Source organism: Paenibacillus tianjinensis (genome assembly GCF_017086365.1).
GTDB lineage: Bacteria > Bacillota > Bacilli > Paenibacillales > Paenibacillaceae > Paenibacillus_AQ > Paenibacillus_AQ tianjinensis.
In genome coordinates, this window is sequence record NZ_CP070969.1 from 3,430,754 (window position 1) to 3,444,229 (window position 13,476).

Annotated in this window: 18 protein-coding genes; 2 read left to right on the forward strand and 16 right to left on the reverse strand. The window is 47.4% G+C overall.

The window, feature by feature from the left end; genetic code table 11:
• Positions 1 to 111: 111 nt before the first annotated feature.
• From JRJ22_RS15460 to JRJ22_RS15475, 4 genes are all read right to left on the reverse strand, one after another.
• Positions 112 to 897 (reverse strand): HAD family hydrolase, encoded by a 786-nt coding sequence (locus JRJ22_RS15460; protein ID WP_206100401.1) that lies wholly within the window; start codon positions 895 to 897, stop codon positions 112 to 114.
• Positions 898 to 932: 35 nt separating this feature from the next.
• A complete protein-coding gene (locus JRJ22_RS15465) occupies positions 933 to 1,460 on the reverse strand; it encodes a hypothetical protein (protein ID WP_206100402.1) in 528 nt (175 codons plus the stop codon).
• A gap of 48 nt (positions 1,461 to 1,508) precedes the next feature.
• Entirely contained in the window at positions 1,509 to 1,712 is a 204-nt protein-coding gene (locus JRJ22_RS15470) for a DUF896 domain-containing protein (protein ID WP_206100403.1), read from the reverse strand.
• 110 nt (positions 1,713 to 1,822) lie between these two features.
• Complete coding sequence (locus JRJ22_RS15475) at positions 1,823 to 2,236, reverse strand: LysM peptidoglycan-binding domain-containing protein (RefSeq protein WP_206100404.1); 414 nt, start codon at positions 2,234 to 2,236, stop codon at positions 1,823 to 1,825.
• Positions 2,237 to 2,463: 227 nt separating this feature from the next.
• On the opposite strand from JRJ22_RS15475, the gene lexA reads away from it, so the two are divergent.
• Together lexA and JRJ22_RS15485 are read left to right on the forward strand one after the other, a co-directional pair.
• On the forward strand, positions 2,464 to 3,090 hold the full coding sequence (lexA, locus tag JRJ22_RS15480; protein WP_028530732.1) for a transcriptional repressor LexA: 627 nt from the start codon (positions 2,464 to 2,466) through the stop codon (positions 3,088 to 3,090).
• Positions 3,091 to 3,274: 184 nt separating this feature from the next.
• Entirely contained in the window at positions 3,275 to 3,613 is a 339-nt protein-coding gene (locus JRJ22_RS15485; protein WP_206105155.1) for a L,D-transpeptidase, read from the forward strand.
• Positions 3,614 to 3,746: 133 nt separating this feature from the next.
• Here JRJ22_RS15485 and JRJ22_RS15490 read toward each other — a convergent pair whose 3' ends face one another.
• The 12 genes from JRJ22_RS15490 to JRJ22_RS15545 form a co-directional block, all read right to left on the reverse strand.
• Positions 3,747 to 3,965: a hypothetical protein gene (locus tag JRJ22_RS15490; protein ID WP_206100405.1), complete on the reverse strand. Its 219-nt coding sequence runs from the start codon at positions 3,963 to 3,965 to the stop codon at positions 3,747 to 3,749.
• Between the two features lie 76 nt (positions 3,966 to 4,041).
• Positions 4,042 to 4,263, reverse strand: a complete 222-nt coding sequence (locus JRJ22_RS15495; protein ID WP_206100406.1) for a hypothetical protein — start codon at positions 4,261 to 4,263, stop codon at positions 4,042 to 4,044.
• Positions 4,260 to 4,472 carry a hypothetical protein gene (locus JRJ22_RS15500; RefSeq protein WP_206105359.1) on the reverse strand — a complete coding sequence of 71 codons (213 nt, stop codon included), beginning with the start codon at positions 4,470 to 4,472 and terminating at the stop codon, positions 4,260 to 4,262. Before JRJ22_RS15500 ends, JRJ22_RS15495 begins: the two co-directional genes overlap by 4 nt.
• A 74-nt stretch (positions 4,473 to 4,546) precedes the next feature.
• Positions 4,547 to 4,771, reverse strand: coding sequence for a DUF6199 family natural product biosynthesis protein (locus JRJ22_RS15505; protein ID WP_206100407.1), 225 nt, complete (start codon positions 4,769 to 4,771; stop codon positions 4,547 to 4,549).
• A 315-nt stretch (positions 4,772 to 5,086) separates the two neighbouring features.
• Positions 5,087 to 5,278 (reverse strand): sporulation protein Cse60, encoded by a 192-nt coding sequence (locus JRJ22_RS15510; RefSeq protein WP_054940896.1) that lies wholly within the window; start codon positions 5,276 to 5,278, stop codon positions 5,087 to 5,089.
• Between the two features lie 504 nt (positions 5,279 to 5,782).
• Positions 5,783 to 6,352 (reverse strand): GNAT family N-acetyltransferase, encoded by a 570-nt coding sequence (locus JRJ22_RS15515; protein WP_206100408.1) that lies wholly within the window; start codon positions 6,350 to 6,352, stop codon positions 5,783 to 5,785.
• Between the two features lie 507 nt (positions 6,353 to 6,859).
• Positions 6,860 to 8,188 (reverse strand): type I glutamate--ammonia ligase, encoded by a 1,329-nt coding sequence (glnA, locus tag JRJ22_RS15520; protein WP_206100409.1) that lies wholly within the window; start codon positions 8,186 to 8,188, stop codon positions 6,860 to 6,862.
• A 36-nt stretch (positions 8,189 to 8,224) separates the two neighbouring features.
• Positions 8,225 to 8,635 (reverse strand): MerR family transcriptional regulator, encoded by a 411-nt coding sequence (locus JRJ22_RS15525; protein ID WP_019910684.1) that lies wholly within the window; start codon positions 8,633 to 8,635, stop codon positions 8,225 to 8,227.
• A 481-nt stretch (positions 8,636 to 9,116) separates the two neighbouring features.
• Complete coding sequence (locus JRJ22_RS15530) at positions 9,117 to 10,370, reverse strand: methionine gamma-lyase family protein (RefSeq protein ID WP_206100410.1); 1,254 nt, start codon at positions 10,368 to 10,370, stop codon at positions 9,117 to 9,119.
• Between the two features lie 45 nt (positions 10,371 to 10,415).
• A complete protein-coding gene (gene hflX / locus JRJ22_RS15535) occupies positions 10,416 to 11,699 on the reverse strand; it encodes a GTPase HflX (protein WP_206100411.1) in 1,284 nt (427 codons plus the stop codon).
• Between the two features lie 44 nt (positions 11,700 to 11,743).
• A complete protein-coding gene (locus JRJ22_RS15540; RefSeq protein WP_206100412.1) occupies positions 11,744 to 12,715 on the reverse strand; it encodes an AAA family ATPase in 972 nt (323 codons plus the stop codon).
• A 103-nt stretch (positions 12,716 to 12,818) separates the two neighbouring features.
• The gene (locus tag JRJ22_RS15545) at positions 12,819 to 13,475 is read right to left on the reverse strand and encodes a YdcF family protein (RefSeq protein WP_206100413.1); all 657 of its coding nucleotides are present in this window, start codon (positions 13,473 to 13,475) and stop codon (positions 12,819 to 12,821) included.
• Position 13,476: the final 1 nt, after the last annotated feature.

Consider the following 13,476-nt stretch of genomic DNA (forward strand, 5'->3'; position numbering starts at 1 on the left):
TTTTATTATACACATAATATTCACTTTTTCAGAGAATGACTACCTCTTCACACATATTCATAGCATACAAAAAACCGGCTCCCTATTGGGAGACCGGTTCTGAAAGAATTGTTATAGCGATTGTACCAGCGGAAGAAGCTCGGAGAGATGCCCGATCTGATAGTCCGGCCGAATCTCCGGATTAGCTTTTTTACCCGTCCGGTTAATCCAGACCGTGGTAAGACCTGCAGTCAGACCGCCTAGAATATCCGTCGTAAGCTTATCACCGACCATAACTCCTTGTTCCGGAGCAATGTCCAGCAGATCAAGCGCATGTACGAAAATATCCTTGTCCGGCTTACCTTTACCAAAGCTCCCTGAGATGACCACATGATCAAAATAAGGGATAAGCTCCGGAACACCGTCCAGTTTCTCCTGCTGAAGAGCAGGACACCCGTTTGTGAGCAGTAACAGCTTCACCTTACCGCGGAGCTCATCCAACACTTGCAGCGTTTCTTCATACATATAAGGCCGCTTCCGGCGTTCCTCGGCAAATTTGGCGGCTAGTTGTTCAGCCAGCGCTTCATCATTGACTCCAACGGAAGCCAAGCCGCGGCGCCAGGATTCTTTGCGGTATGCCGGAGCAAGCTGCTCCAGTTGCCGGAATTCCGGCTGCTCCCCGGCTGTAAAATTCGCCCATAGCGCTTCGAAAGGATTGATTCCGATCATCTTCGTAAATGGAAACGTCTCATAAGTCTCGTAAAGGCTTCTGGCTTCTCTGCGGACAGCTGCTTCCAGCTCTAAAGGGTCAACATCGTTTCCTGCTGCTTCGCAGGCCGCGCGAAAAGCTTCTTCAACGCTCCGTTCATCCCAGAGCAGTGTATCGTCAAGGTCAAATAGTACGGCGGTAATCGGCATAATAACGCTCCCTCTCCCTATGCTGGTCTATCTTGCTACTCGTACACTACTTCAATATTATTAGCTTTTGCGAACTCTGTAAGGCGTTCACCCATTGCCGCCGTGTCATAACGGTTCAGGAATCTGGAGAACACCCATTGCTTGCGCTTGCCTTTATATTTAAGGGAAACCATACTGCGGGACACAATAATCTTCTCAATCTCTGATGCCTGCAGCCAGCGTTCACGATTATATTTAATAGTAGAAACCCTGGCACGTTCAACCTTCAGGTATGGACGGCGGAAGAACAGAAGTGCAGCCAGTAAAAAGTAAAGAACAACACCCAGCCAGTTGGCGAGAACACCGCTGCCTCTAGCTTCATCAACAGAACCGACTACCCAAAACATGATGCCGAGGAGCAGCAGAACTATTGGAAATACGATATTGCGGCCTTTAAAGATATCGCTCTCTTTGGCAGCTGACGCTGATTTTGAAGCATAGATGGTTTCTTTACCTTGCTTCTTCCGTTGCTTATTGACTTGCTGTGTGTTGCGTTGAACCATTCTTTCCCAAGAACGGGCCATGTGAGTTCCCCCTAGTCGTCCTAAAATATCTATGACAAAGGCACCGGACTAATGTTTAAGCCCCTTGTTGCCTTGATCATCGTTATCCACGATTTCAATCGTATCAAGCTGTGCACGGAAGTTGCTGCGGATGTTGCCCAGATAGATCTCGCGGAGCTTAGCGCGTTCTGCTAATTCCTCTTCATTCAGGCCGCTGCTTTTCTGTTTGCGAGCCAATTCATTGATGCGTGCGACCAATTCGTCTATATTCAATGCTTTCCCCTCCCCTATAAATTCATTCTAACTTTGCCATGAGAAAAAGAGCTTGTCAAGGTCTCCCCCCTGAAAGCTCTTCATGTTATTCTATCGTGCTGAAATTATATTTAATATACAGGCAAGGTTAACACATCTCCGGCCTGGATGTCACTGCTCTTCAGTCCGCTTGTCTCTTTAATTCCTTCTATATATACGACGGTCCTCATGTTATCCGGTTTATGTTCCCGTGCAATGCTCCAGAGCGTGTCTCCGCGTTCAACCACTACCCGCTTACCTTCTGTCATAGAGGAGACTGATCCGGCAAAAACATTACCTACAACTGTAAAACCTGAAACAACGAGCATAAACACTAAAGCTAGCTTTATAAAGTTATCCTTCACAAATACCTTCATTAGCATATTGAATACGAACGCTGCAGAATTCTTTAGACTTGATGCATAAGTTGAAGCAGAATCATCTCCGGAAGACTGAACCTCGCGGGCTTCATCGTAGATGCTGCGGTATGTACTGTATTTTAGCATTATCATCGACCTCCAAACACTTGTTCTTAATTTCAAAAATAATATAACACGAACAAGTGTTTTGATCAATAGTTTTTTCGAACAATTGTTCCCCTTAATTTATTAGGCAGCTTTAGGTGCATGTTCATCTGTTTTTATGCCTTTTTGAAAATTTTAGAACTAATGTTTGTACGAACGGAGGTTCTATGTTATAATTTTCCCAAACATACTATATGGGGTTGATTCCAATGTCAAAGATTTCGAGTCGTCAGCTGGCGATCCTGGAATTTATACGTAACGAAGTCCGCAGCAAGGGTTATCCTCCGTCTGTCCGGGAAATCGGGGAAGCTGTTGGTCTTGCGTCCAGCTCCACAGTACATGGTCATTTGGATCGTCTTGAGAAGAAAGGCCTTATCCGTCGTGACCCTACGAAGCCGCGTGCGATAGAACTGCTTGGACAGGAAGATTCTGAGAATGTACATCAATTTGTACAAACAGTAACCCGTATTCCTGTTGTAGGTAAAGTCACCGCCGGGGTGCCTATTACAGCTACAGAGAATATTGAAGACTATTTCCCGCTACCTAGCCACTATGTAGGCGACAACAAAGTTTTCATGCTCTCTGTACTGGGAGACAGCATGGTTGATGCGGGAATTATGAACGGCGACTATGTTATTGTCCGCCAGCAGCAGACAGCAGACAATGGAGATATCGTCGTTGCGATGACTGAAGAAGATGAAGCAACTGTTAAGACATTCTACAAAGAACGAGACCATATCCGCCTGCAGCCGGAGAATCCGGCTTATGAACCTCTCCGCTTGAACCGTGTTACCATTTTAGGTAGAGTCATTGGACTTTTCCGAGATATTCACTAGAAAATCCCCTCACAGAAGCTGTTTCGCTCTCCAAGCGGAACAGCTTTTTCCGTTCTATTGTGCCCACTTTATCATTTCAGAACACTTGTTCATACCGGTGAAATTCATCACCATTAGCCTCTTCTAACGGGAACCCCTGCAGCATTCCACACATATCCTGGTAGCAGAAGGAGTGCTGATGACTTTGCCCAATTACCGGATAATTGTTGATCTGTCGCAGCGCATGCTGTATTTGCTGGATAACGACATTGTGACCCGTGGTTTTCCCGTTGGAATCGGCACCATGCTGACTGTTTCACCTACAGGCGAGTATACTATCATTAACAAGCAGCCTAATCCCGGCGGGCCTTTTGGTGCCTTTTGGATGGGGCTGTCTAAACCGCATTACGGCATTCACGGAACGAATGACCCTGCTTCGATCGGTCATAGGGTCTCCCATGGCTGCATCCGGATGTATAACAATGATGTTCTCGCTTTATCTCGTATAGTCCCCATTGGCACGCGTGTGACGATTAGGGAGTAAATCTATGCCTAATTCGTACGTCACTCCATGTCAAAAGAACACCTCTACCCGCTCTTGCACCGGTAGAGGTGTTCTCATTTATTCATATGATGTTCATACTACATATTAAAGTAATCCCCAACAACAGCTACGGTTACAGCACACTGCGCAATAGTCTGATCGCGATACGGTTCAGGCGCAATGCTTCCCGGATCGAGACCCTGGCAGCCAGTAATTCACGTCTGGCCCGGCTTGGATTAGGCACCCGGCGCAAATTCTCATTGATTTCCTCAAGCCGCTCCCGTAAAACCGCTCTTTGTGCCAGCAATACACGGATCGCTCTGCGAATTCTTAACCGTTCTGTTTCTGTCATTAATTCCACCTCTTTTACGTTTGATAGTATAAGAGATGCAATTACGGCTTCATCGGTTTGTGTGAACTGGCAGTTGTTATTTTTTGGGCAGACGCACCCGGAATTCATACTCCGAACGTTTGTAGGCCATTCCCGCCAGCATGATATAATCAGGTGTCCATTTTTGCAGAGGTCCTGCGTAATCAGCGATAACATGCGGCTGTCCTTCTAGCATCTGCACTACGTATATATTCGCCTCAGCGAGCGCAGCAGTGAACAGATCAGCATCAGTTACCAGCACCTTATAAGTCGCATTCAATACGGTCCCTCCTTATTGGCTGATTCATATTTAGCGCGGATTTCAAGGTTTTTGGAATAATTGTACAGGTCTAGTGCCGTTATCCCTCTGCGTGCAAGCTTAACAAACAACACAAAAGCGTAGATACACGCCACGGCAGATACCAGCCAGATCAACACGGCAAATACTCCGAATCCACTCAGAAAATAAGCCCCTGGCGTTACACTCATCGTTCGTCTACTCCTTCGGTAAGCCATAAAATGGCCTGTAAATGATATTTATATATACGGTAGCCAAGGTTCGTCTAACGGCTATGATAGAAAGGCAATAATAATAGTGCTAGGCCAATAACTGCAAAAATCCCTGTGCCGATAGCAGAAAAGACAAAATATGCTTTTGGCGGCTCTTTGAAAGCTTTCCAGCCTTGGGTAATCTGCCAGAAATAACGTGGTTTAATCGTAGCAAACACCGCCGTGCCCGTCCAAAGCACAAGAAACGCGGTCATAAACCAGGCGATTCCTGCAGGCATCCCTACCACTCCCATTCTGAATTAAAAGCTATGTTCATACATTTATTCACATGAAGTGAAGCTATTTTCTCAGCCATTCCAATATAATCCAAATGCGAATGGCTGTAAATGAGAAATCATCTAGCCATGTATACAAAAAGGCATTACCATGAGCTTCTCCTGTTAAGGGAGCCCTCTGATAATGCCTATATATTCGATTTCGGAAGTACCTCCGCAAACTATAACCGCATTCAACCTATAGCATACAAAAGAATCAAAACCACGATGGTCAAGGATGAGGCGAACGACAACCACGTGAAAAAATGTTTCCAGTAGTTATTTTTCATCTGACTTGTATACCACCAATATTGTGCTCCGTTGATGCTCTGCACCGTCACGTGAAGATTTGACGACTGAGCCATAACAGATGTTGACTACCTGCTCTTCCCGTAACCCTTTGAGGAATTCATTTGCCTTGTTCTCCGCATAAAAATTATCGCCGTCCACAAATTCTTTTACCTGTATCATAATATCCTCCTTTAATTGCATTCATAAAACCGCATCAAGATCATATGGGAATCCCTATATTTAAAAGCGACGAAATGCACATGGCCCATCACCCCTTGGCTAACATTTAATGTAAAATCCATCCAAACGAACAGCAAGGCACTCCGCAGCTCTCTGCGAAATGCCTTACTATCAGCCTAGCTTACCATTCCATCTGACATTAATCAAACTTTATTTACTCAATTTTTCCAATTGAAGTGACAGAAAAAAGTAGAATCGTGTTGCTAAAGCATACATCCATTTTTAGGAATCTTTATAAACTGCAACAATTCTATCTTAAGTTGGAAATAATGCATAATAGATTATAATATAATAAAAATTATCAGGAGGATTTCTCTATGCCCAGTTATTATTTTAAAGAAATATGGACTCCTCTAAAGTTGGTTGGGATCAAGTTTTTTCGGGACGACGAGCTAAGGCTTTGGGTTAAATTATGGTCAAGAAAGCGTACGCTGCTCCGTTAAGTTAATATTTGGTCTCATCACTATCCAGCCGTGAGAACACCTCTAAATCCACAACGCCATGTCCTTTCCAGACCTGACCTTGCCGGATCGTGCCTTCTTGTCTAAAATAATTCCTCAGCAGCACCTTCTGGGATTTGATATTCTCCGGCATTACAAAGGCTTGAATACGATTGATCCCTAACTCCTTGAACAAATATTCCGTCATCGCCTGAACTGCTCCTGTGGCAATCCCCTGACCCCAAAATCTATCGTCAAGCCTGTAACCTATGGTGATCATATTTACGTCCTGCACATAATCAAATATTTCTGCCACGCCAACAATACGTTCAGGCTCTTTGTTCAAGCAGATTCCCAGGAAAATCGTCTTCTTCTTAAGAAAATCTCTTTCAAAATGTCCTATCATATTGGCCACTGTCTCTTTGTTTTTCTTCAGCATTACTGGTGAATGCACAAACAGCTTTTCATTGCTATAGATGTCAAACAGCTCGTCGAGATCAGAATCAGTTATTTTTCTTAATGTAATTGCTGCAGATTCAATTCGTGGAAATTGTTCAAATGGGCTTTTACTCATTTATCCCGCGCCTCTCCGTTTAAAGTCTCATCAAAGTCTAAGTGCAGTAAATTTACCATAAATCTCTATAATTTTCTATGTATTGTAACTAATCGCCAAAAAAAGAATGAGGTACCTCTTAGGCAGCAAAAACAAAAGGTCCTGCACCAATAGCCATATAATCTTTTCTGGGACACCTCTTTTTTTGAGTAGGATCGGCTTGTGCACTTAGGTGGACGCTGCGCGAACGGACCGTTGTTCCAATCGCTTTGGTCTCCAGATTTTTCTCATTCCCCTTAGCGGTGAAAATCCGGTGACCAAGGCGGCCGCTACCGCTTTTCCACAATCAGTCCGTCCTTTCCGCTGTTTAAGCGGGATATGAAATTCCACTTTATATGAAATCCATCCTCGAATAGTCCTCACAATTTTGCGGGCAATTTGTGGGCACCGTCATATTAAGGGCTCATAGCACCCCCTACGCCCACACAAAAAACCCCCGACGCCAGAGGCGCCAGGGGTTGCTTGCAACTAGTAAAGAGTCATGTACTGAGCTCTTTCCCACTCGTGAACCTGGGTACGATAGATGTCCCATTCGATTTCCTTCAGTTCATAGAAGTGAGCCAAAGCATGTTCACCAAGGGCTTCAGTGATGACATGGCTGCGGATCATTTCATTTAGTGCTTCTTTCAGATCGGACGGCAAGCTTGGAATGCCTTCTTCAATCCGCTCTTCCTCAGACATCACATAGATGTTCCGGTCGATTGGAGCCGGCAGATCAAGCTGGCGCTTGATTCCGTCAAGACCTGCCTTCAACATTACAGCAAGTGCAAGATACGGGTTAGCTGCAGGGTCCGGATTGCGGACTTCAATGCGTGTACTGAGGCCTCTGGAAGCCGGAATACGAATCATCGGGCTGCGGTTGCTCGCAGACCAGGCTACGTAACAAGGGGCTTCATAACCGGGAACCAGACGTTTGTAAGAGTTCACTGTCGGATTCGTGATGGCGGCAAAAGCACGTGCGTGCTTCAGGATACCAGCCATGTAATACCGTGCAGTTTTGCTCAGGCCGAGCGTATCACTTTCATCATAGAATACATTCTCATTGCCTTTGAACAAGGATTGGTGGGCATGCATCCCGGATCCGTTCATACCAAATAGAGGCTTAGGCATAAAAGTAGCATGCAGGCCGTGCTGACGGGCAACCGTCTTCACAACGAGCTTGAAGGTTTGAATTTGGTCAGCGGCTTTGATCGCATCCGCATATTTGAAGTCAATTTCATGCTGGCCGGAAGCCACTTCGTGGTGAGAAGCTTCAATTTCGAAGCCCATTTCTTCAAGAGTCAATACGATTTCGCGGCGGCAGTTCTCCCCAAGATCCATCGGCGCCAAATCGAAATATCCACCCTGGTCATTCAATTCTGTAGTAGGATTACCCTTCTCATCGGTTCTGAACAGGAAAAATTCCGGCTCTGGTCCAACGTTCATGGCAGTGTAGCCCATTTCTTCTGCTTCCTCAAGACAGCGTTTGAGAATGCCGCGCGGATCGCCGGCAAACGGTGTTCCATCAGGCATGTACACATCACAAATCAGACGTGCTACCCGGCTGTCCGTCACCCAAGGGAAAATCACCCATGTGCTGAGGTCCGGATAGAGATACATGTCAGATTCCTCAATACGCACATAACCTTCAATGGACGATCCATCGAACATCATTTTATTGTCGAGCGCTTTTTCAAGCTGGCTTACTGGAATCTCAACGTTTTTGATGGTTCCGAGCAGGTCGGTGAACTGCAGGCGAATAAAACGGACGTTTTCTTCCTTGGCGATACGGATAATATCCTCTTTAGAAAAGCTCACTTTACCCTCTCCCTTTCAACTCTCTTTAGTTGTTGTTTATTTATTAAAAAACCGGGATAGCTCGCCTTGAATAAGAGATACTTGTCCCGGTCTTTTACCCGAAACCAGTTCCTGCTTAAGCAAACGGTGAAGCTGTGAATCAGACAACTCTCTACGGCGGACCTCTGTGTCAGGGGTAATTACCGTAGCTTCTTCAGATTCCTTCGAGACAGGGTTCATTACCTGCTTAATGCCGGCAATATTAACGCCTTTCTCAATTAATGCTTTGATTTCCAATAGGCGCTCTACATCATTAAATGAGAACAAACGCTGGTTGCCTGAAGTACGCGCGGGCACGATCAGACTGTGCTGCTCATAATAACGAATTTGTCTAGCAGATAAATCGGTTAGCTTCATTACGATTCCTATAGGAAATAATGCCATATTTCTGCGGATTTCATCACCCATGACTCATCCAACCTTCCAATGATCTTTTTCTCATCTCATTGTACATTTCTTAATTTGGCGTGTCAATGGTATGTTAGTTTTCTTTACAACATTAGTAGATTACTGCGAAACAGAAGGTGAACTGGGTGTTAGCTACCAAGGATGAAGACTACCGCAGTATATCACATCGAACATTCCAGAAGCAAAAAAGCAGGCTGAAGTGGCAGAAATGCGTACAGCCTGTTCAAAAAAAATAACCCCGCTTCAATAAGCAGGGTTATTAAGTATTAACTTCCGCCTGTAAAAGGATTAATCTCATTCGTAAGGTCTCTTCCGGCTTTTTTCTCCTCAGCGGAGATCCGCTTGCCCAGAGCAGCATAATACCAAGCCATAGGTAGAACAGTTAGCAGCAAAATGCCAATACTTATAAGTGCTGTCATCATTATCAGCTCCATTCTCACTGATAATATAACATATATTCCCACAAAACCAAAAGAACCTGCTACAGGAGTTTGCGCTCCCGCATACATTGCAGCGCCATCAACACGCCGAATTTCACATGGGAATAAGTTAATCCGCCCTGCATATAGCCGATATACGGCGCCTGGATGGGCGCATCCGCTGACAGCTCCAAGCTGCCGCCCTGGATGAACGTTCCTGCCGCCATAATGACAGGATGCTCGTAGCCCGGCATATCCCACGCTTCAGGGACGACATGGCTGTCTACAGCCGCGGCACGCTGAATCCCTTGCACGAAGGCTACAAGATGCTCAGGACCATCAAAAGCGACTGCCTGAATCAGATCGGTACGCCGCTCGTTCCAGGCTGGCTTAGTTGTGAACCCGCAGCGCTGGAACACCGCAGCAGCAAAGATACTGCCCTTCACAGCCTGTCCAACTGTATGCGGCGCCATGAACAGCCCCTGGAAAAGACCGCGGGTCGTGCCGAGCATCGCGCCAACTTCGCCGCCGATGCCCGGTGCAGTAAGCCGGTAGGCTGCCAGTTCTACAAGGTCGCTGCGCCCGCAAATATAGCCGCCGGTCTCTGCAATCCCGCCGCCGGGGTTTTTGATCAGCGAACCGGCAACAAGATCCGCCCCGACCTGAGGCGGCTCCAGCATTTCGGTGAATTCACCATAGCAGTTGTCTACAAAAACAATAAGCTCAGGCTTCAAAGCTTTTACTCTGGTCACCATTTCTCCGATTTCAGCAACAGTAAAGGAAGAACGCCAGTCATAACCCCGGGATCTTTGAATCCCGATGACTTTGGTTTGATCGTTAATAGACAACGCTACTTCATCCCAGTCAATTTTCCCATCAGAGGTAAGTGCAGTCTCTTTGTAGCCGATCCCAAAATCGGCTAATGAGCCTGTTCCGTCACCCGGTTTGCCCACTACCTTATGCAGCGTGTCATAGGGACGTCCTGTGATATATAGCAGCTCATCTCCTGGACGCAGCACGCCAAAGAGTGCCGTGGAGATGGTATGTGTCCCGGAAGCGAAATGCGGGCGTACCAGCGCGCTTTCTGCGCCGAAGATATCGGCATACACCAGATCCAGGACCTCCCGGCCCCGGTCATTATAGGCATAACCGGTAGATCCGGCGAAATGGAAGTCGCTGACTTGCTGGCGCTGGAACGCTTCAATCACCTTCCATTGGTTATGGTCCACAATCTTATCCAGTGCTTTAACGGCACTTTCAATTTCTAGCTCAGCGGCCTCTGCCGCCTGTAAAAGATCCTCTGCAAAAACAGCCATTTCCCCTTATTCTCTCCCAACATTACATTTACTTAACACGTACAGTTACTGTACAACAAACTCAGCAAGCTTGTATCCCCATTTTTCATAATCCTCTTTATTCAAGCGGACGCTGTAAAGCACATCGTTCTCTTCGTAATTGGTTTCCAGCACCTCTCCGACCCGGTACAGCAGTGAAGACAGGTCCCCGCGGTCTCCGGGAATCCGGAAGACAAGTGTATCTCCAGCCAACTCATCGGCGATCAGTCCGGTAACACGGGTCAGATCCTCGGGGCTGAAAGCGCTGATCTTCAGATAGCCTTGACCGGTTGGCAGCATCTCCAGCTGTTCCGGCTGGCAGAGATCGCTTTTATTAAACAGAACGACCCTCGGTTTGCCGGCAGCACCGAGATCCTGGAGAATTGAATCCACAACCTCCATCTGCTCCTCACGCATCGGGGAAGAGGCATCTACTACATGCAGCACCAGATTGGCTTCGTTTACTTCTTCCAAAGTTGCCCGGAAGGAGGCGACCAAATCATGCGGCAGGTTCTGAATGAACCCTACCGTGTCCGTGAGCACGACTTCCTTGCCCGCAGGCAGCTGCAGGACACGCGAAGTCGGATCCAGTGTAGCGAACAGCTGGTTCTCAATATAAACATCGGCATCCGTCAGCTGCTTCAGCAGCGTGGATTTGCCGGCATTGGTATAGCCGACCAGCGCCACCTGAACAGCGCCGCTCTTGCGGCGGCGTTCGCGGTGCAGCTCACGCGTCTTGACGACATCATCCAGCTGGCGCTTCAGTTCAGTGATCCGGTCCCGGATATGACGGCGGTCAGTCTCCAGCTTGCTCTCCCCTGGACCCCTGGTGCCTATCCCGCCGCCAAGCCTGGACAAATTCTTGCCGTGACCCGACAGACGGGGCAGCAGATAGGAGAGCTGTGCCAGCTCCACCTGGATGATACCTTCCCGCGTCTTAGCTCTCCCTGCAAAAATATCCAAGATCAGCTGCGTACGGTCAATGATTTTTAGGTCCAGTGCTTCTTCAAGGTTGCGGACCTGGGCTCCTGACAGCTCCTGGTCAAAAATCGCCGTATTGGCTCCTAGGCCGTCTGCCGCCATCCGCAGCTCTTCTACCTTGCCCTTGCCGATAAACCATTTCGAATCGGGAGTTTCCTTGTTCTGGCGGAGTACATCCAGCACCTCCACCCCGGCCGTCTCAGCCAGTTGAACCAATTCTTGCAGTGAAAGCTCAGGATCGAAGCCCGTGCGTTTGATTTTGTCTGTGACCAGACTGACCAGAATGGCCCGGTCCTGAACATCCGTTTGCGTATCATGTGTTATTGCCATGAATGTAGTACTCCTTATCCTTTTAACTCTTGGGATTTATTTTTCTATAGCTTGAAATCTTCTGTCCGCAGCGTCATTAGCTCTTGCTTGCCGGGGCTGTTGCTCTCATATTGATTCAGCAGCCGCACCGCTTGCGACCGTACGGCCTTCTCAATGGAATTACGTACATAACGGGCATTACTGAAAGCATGAAGACTTTCCGTCTTCTCAATCAGCAAATGCTGCTTTAGTTTGAGTATAGCCTGCGGCATTAAAATATAGTCCCGCTCTTTGGCCATCAGCTCGGCAATCTGCAGCAGCTGATCGATCGTGTAGTCGGGAAACTCTACCTGAATCGGAAAACGCGATGGCAAGCCTGGATTACTCATAAGGAAATAATCGATCTCACCGGAATACCCTGCCAGGATAAGCACAAATTGGCTGCGGTGATCTTCCATAGATTTAACAAGAGTATCTATGGCTTCCTTGCCAAAATCCTTATCTCCACCCCGGGCGAGGCTGTAGGCTTCATCGATAAACAGGATGCCGCCAAGCGCCTTTTTTACCAGGTCTCGAGTTTTTTGTGCGGTATGTCCAATATATTCGCCTACCAGATCCGCACGTTCTACTTCGATCAGATGCCCTTTGCTCAATACGCCCATCCGTTGAAACAGCTTAGCCACGATCCTTGCCACGGTTGTTTTACCGGTTCCGGGGTTCCCCTTAAAAACCATATGATACGCCTGACCGCCACTGGCCAGCCCCGCCTCGCTGCGCATCTGTGCGACTTGCAGGAGCGCGTAGATTTCAAATACAAGTTCCTTGATATTATCCAGGCCGACAAGGGCATCAAGTTCCCGGCTTAATTCCTGGAATAGTCCGCTATGGCCGTGATTTTTGGTGGGCACAGCCCCGCTGCTGTGTTCACCTGCCGCAATGTTTACCGCAGGTGGCTCTTGATTCCGCAGCACAATATTAATCTGGCGTGACGGTCTGCCTTCCTCCCGTCCGCTTGCCGCTGCTACGCGTCCGTTCACCTTGTTCACCTCATTATCCAGGGCTGACTTGCTCTAACTCAAGTCTATTCCGCCTACTGAGGTCTTATTAGCAGTTTCGGGATATTTATACTTACTGCGTTCATTACATGGTTAGCTGCTGCATTTTCCATTTGGTATAAGCCAGAATTTCCCGGGTCTTATATTTCAGCATGGACATGGTTTGAGACTCTGTCAGACCCAGCTGCGGTGAGGCATAGCCGAATTCCCTCGCGATCTCCAATGCACGCTGCCCATGAAAAGTATGGGTAATGACTACAGCTGACTTCATACCCTCCTGCTGCATAATCTTTTGGCTGAATTTCAAATTCTCATAGGTGCTGGTAGATTCATTCTCCATCAGAATCGCCTCATCAGGTACACCATGGGCCACCAGATAATTCTTCATGCCTTGAGCCTCGGTATATTTATAATCTGCCTTGTCCAGACCTCCGGAAACGATAATGCGGCTGAACATCCCTTCATTGTACAGCTTCAGTCCATAATCCAGGCGCTCCTTGAGACCCGGACTAGGTTCATCTCCCCACATGGACATCCCCAGAATAATGCCGGCATCCGCTTTCGTCATCGGCGTAGTCGTCTCCGCATTATTAATAATGTTAAAGACAGCCGCGCACCAAAGTAAACCTGCAACCACCAGGATAAAACAGGCGATCAGCAGGTTGCGCTTCGGTCTGGAACGCCCTCTCCGGGATACCTTGCGGATGGGAGACGAGCCTTTTTGGTATACATACCATTCCATT

Excerpts from the sequence above, each read along its gene's own strand:
- JRJ22_RS15545 (WP_206100413.1), bottom strand. The coding sequence starts at position 13,475 with ATGGAATGGTATGTATACCAAAAAGGCTCGTCTCCCATCCGCAAGGTA.
- hflX (WP_206100411.1), bottom strand. The coding sequence starts at position 11,699 with ATGGCAATAACACATGATACGCAAACGGATGTTCAGGACCGGGCCATT.
- JRJ22_RS15490 (WP_206100405.1), bottom strand. The coding sequence starts at position 3,965 with ATGACAGAAACAGAACGGTTAAGAATTCGCAGAGCGATCCGTGTATTG.
- JRJ22_RS15525 (WP_019910684.1), bottom strand. The coding sequence starts at position 8,635 with ATGGGTGATGAAATCCGCAGAAATATGGCATTATTTCCTATAGGAATC.
- JRJ22_RS15500 (WP_206105359.1), bottom strand. The coding sequence starts at position 4,472 with ATGAGTGTAACGCCAGGGGCTTATTTTCTGAGTGGATTCGGAGTATTT.
- lexA (WP_028530732.1), top strand. The coding sequence starts at position 2,464 with ATGTCAAAGATTTCGAGTCGTCAGCTGGCGATCCTGGAATTTATACGT.
- JRJ22_RS15475 (WP_206100404.1), bottom strand. The coding sequence starts at position 2,236 with ATGCTAAAATACAGTACATACCGCAGCATCTACGATGAAGCCCGCGAG.
- JRJ22_RS15460 (WP_206100401.1), bottom strand. The coding sequence starts at position 897 with ATGCCGATTACCGCCGTACTATTTGACCTTGACGATACACTGCTCTGG.
- JRJ22_RS15510 (WP_054940896.1), bottom strand. The coding sequence starts at position 5,278 with ATGATACAGGTAAAAGAATTTGTGGACGGCGATAATTTTTATGCGGAG.
- JRJ22_RS15530 (WP_206100410.1), bottom strand. The coding sequence starts at position 10,370 with ATGGCTGTTTTTGCAGAGGATCTTTTACAGGCGGCAGAGGCCGCTGAG.
- JRJ22_RS15465 (WP_206100402.1), bottom strand. The coding sequence starts at position 1,460 with ATGGCCCGTTCTTGGGAAAGAATGGTTCAACGCAACACACAGCAAGTC.
- JRJ22_RS15505 (WP_206100407.1), bottom strand. The coding sequence starts at position 4,771 with ATGCCTGCAGGAATCGCCTGGTTTATGACCGCGTTTCTTGTGCTTTGG.
- JRJ22_RS15515 (WP_206100408.1), bottom strand. The coding sequence starts at position 6,352 with ATGAGTAAAAGCCCATTTGAACAATTTCCACGAATTGAATCTGCAGCA.